This is a genomic window from Pseudomonas fildesensis (assembly GCF_001050345.1).
Lineage (GTDB): Bacteria > Pseudomonadota > Gammaproteobacteria > Pseudomonadales > Pseudomonadaceae > Aquipseudomonas > Aquipseudomonas fildesensis.
Genome location: NZ_LFMW01000033.1, coordinates 1 through 2,526, shown reverse-complemented (window position 1 = coordinate 2,526; position 2,526 = coordinate 1). Strand labels below are relative to the sequence as shown.

The following is a 2,526-nucleotide window of genomic DNA, read 5'->3' as shown; positions in this document are numbered from 1 at the left end:
CCGGGTCCAGCGGCACGTAGGCACCACCGGCCTTGAGCACAGCCAGCAGACCCACGACCATTTCAATGGAACGCTCTACCGCCAGGCCTACCAGCACGTCCGGCCCCACGCCGGCTTGGATCAGGCGATGGGCCAGGCGGTTGGCGCGGCGGTTCAGTTCGGAATAGCTCAGGGACAGCTCGTTGAAGCGCAATACCGGCGCATCCGGCTGCGCCAGCGCCTGGGCCTCGAACAACTGATGCACCCACTGCCCTTGCGGATAGTCGCGCTCGGTGGCGTTCCACTGAGAGAGGATCTGCTCGCGCTCATCGGCGTTGAGTGTCGCCAGGTCCTGCAAGGGCAATGCGGTATTCGCCACGGCGGCACGCAACAAGCTCAGCCAGTGCTCGGCCATGCGCGCCACGGTGCCTGCACTGAACAGGTCGGTGGCGTAAGTCAGGGAGGCCCAGATAGCGTCGCCGCTCTCCTGGGTATCCAGGCTCAGGTCGAACTGGGCGCTGTGGGTGTCCCATTCGAGGTTGGCCACGCGCAAGCCCGGCAGTGGGTGCGCCGCTGCTTGAGTACTGGCCTGGTGATTGAACATCACCTGGAACAGTGGGTTGTGACTCAGGCTGCGTTCCGGCTGCAGCGCCTCGACCAATTGCTCGAAGGGCAAGTCCTGATGGGCCTGGGCTTCCAGCGCCCGGCGCTTGGTATGCTGCAGCAACTGGGCGAAGCTCATCTGGCCATCGAGGTCGGCCTTGAGCACTTGGGTATTGACGAAGAAACCAATCAGCGATTCGGTCTCGACACGGTTGCGGTTGGCAATCGGCACGCCGACGCGAATATCCTGCTGGCCGCTGTAGCGGTACAGAAAAGCCTGGAACGAGGCCAGCAGCAGCATGAACATCGTCACACCTTCACGCTGGGCCAGGGTTTTCAAGCCTGTAACCAATGCTGGCTCCAGGGCGATGTCCTGGCGCGCGCCGCGGAAGCTCTGTTGCGCCGGGCGCGGCTGGTCGAACGGCAACTCCAGCACCGGCTGCGCGCCGCTGAGCAGTTCGCGCCAGTACACCAGTTGCCGGGCCTTCTCCCCCGCTTCCATCCAGCTGCGTTGCCACAGCGCGTAGTCGGCGTACTGGATCGGCAGCGGCGCCAATGCACAGTCCTGGCCCTGGCTGTAGGCGGCGTAAAGTTGCATCAGCTCCTGCACCATCACGCCCATCGACCAACCGTCGGAAACGATGTGGTGCTGCACCAGTACCAGCACGTGTTCTTCTGCACTCACTGCGAGCAAGCTAACCCGCAGCAACGGGTCTTGCTGCAAGTCGAAGGGACGGGCAATTTCGGCTTCGACGCGAGACTTGAGCTGCGTCTCGTCGACCGCGCTTTCAGCGATCTCGATCACGGCGTGGGCCAACACTTCCTGGACGCGCTCCTCGGCGTCCAGGTGCAGGCGCGTACGCAGGCTTTCATGACGTGCCACGAGGGTGTCGAAACTGCGTTGCAGGGCGGCCTTGTCCAACTGGCCGCTCAGGCGCAGGGCGCCGGGAACGTGATAAGCGTCACTGTCCGGATCCAACTGCCAGAGAAACCACTGGCGCTCCTGAGCGTAGGACAACGGCAGCTTCTGGCCGTCCTCGCGGACCGAGGCAATCGGCAGTTGAGCGAAGCTCATGCCGCGGCTTTGCAGGCGCTGGTAAAACTGCTGGCGCTGTTCCAGAGGCAGGCGAAGAAAACGCGAAACCAGATCGATATTTGGGTTGGAAAGCATGGTTCAAATCGCCTCTAGTTCGCTCAAAAAGTCACGAAGATCATCAAAATCTTCCGCGCTGCCGGCGCGCAAGGTCGCTGCGGCCTGTACATAGGCGCGCAGCGTTTCGGTCTGGAACACTTCCACCAGCGGCACTTCCAGGCCCAGTTCGGCCTGGACCCGCGAGGTGATTTGGATCGCCAGCAGGGAATGGCCACCCACTTCAAAGAAGTTGTCGTTCAGGCCCACCTGCGGCAAGCGCAGCACCTCGGCCCAGATCGCGGCGATCTGCTGTTCCAGCTCGGTTTCGGGGGCCACATAGGTCTGTTGCAGCAGGCTCGCATCCGGCTCGGGCAAGCCCTTGCGGTCGAGCTTGCCATTGGGGGTCAGCGGCATCTGCGCCAGGAACATGAAGTAGGTTGGCACCATGTAATCCGGCAGGCGGGTTTTCAGGGCGCGGCGCAGGGTTTCGCGGAACTCGGCCTGGTCGGTCAGGTTAGCGTCTGCCGGCACCACATAGGCCACCAGCTGTTTGCCGGTCGGGCCGTCCTGGGCGATCACTACGGTTTCACCGACGTTGTCTTGTTCGCGCAGCCGCGCTTCGATCTCGCCCAGCTCAATGCGGAAACCACGGACTTTCACCTGATGGTCAACGCGGCCGAGGTAATCCACCACGCCATCCGGACGGCCACGGGTCAGGTCGCCGCTGCGATACACGCGGCTGCCGGGTTTGCCGAACGGATCCGGCACAAAGCGTTCGGCGGTCAGTGCCGGACGCTCCAGGTAACCCCGGG

2 protein-coding genes are annotated in these 2,526 nt (G+C 63.3%); both read right to left on the bottom strand.

Annotation, left to right across the window (positions count from 1 at the left end):
• On the bottom strand, positions 1–1,753 hold a 1,753-nt coding region (locus ACR52_RS27255), incomplete at its 3' end, for a condensation domain-containing protein (RefSeq protein WP_048731279.1).
• Positions 1,754–1,756: 3 nt separating this feature from the next.
• Positions 1,757–2,526 (bottom strand): phosphopantetheine-binding protein (locus ACR52_RS27250; protein ID WP_048731277.1); only part of this gene is annotated, 770 nt, incomplete at its 5' end.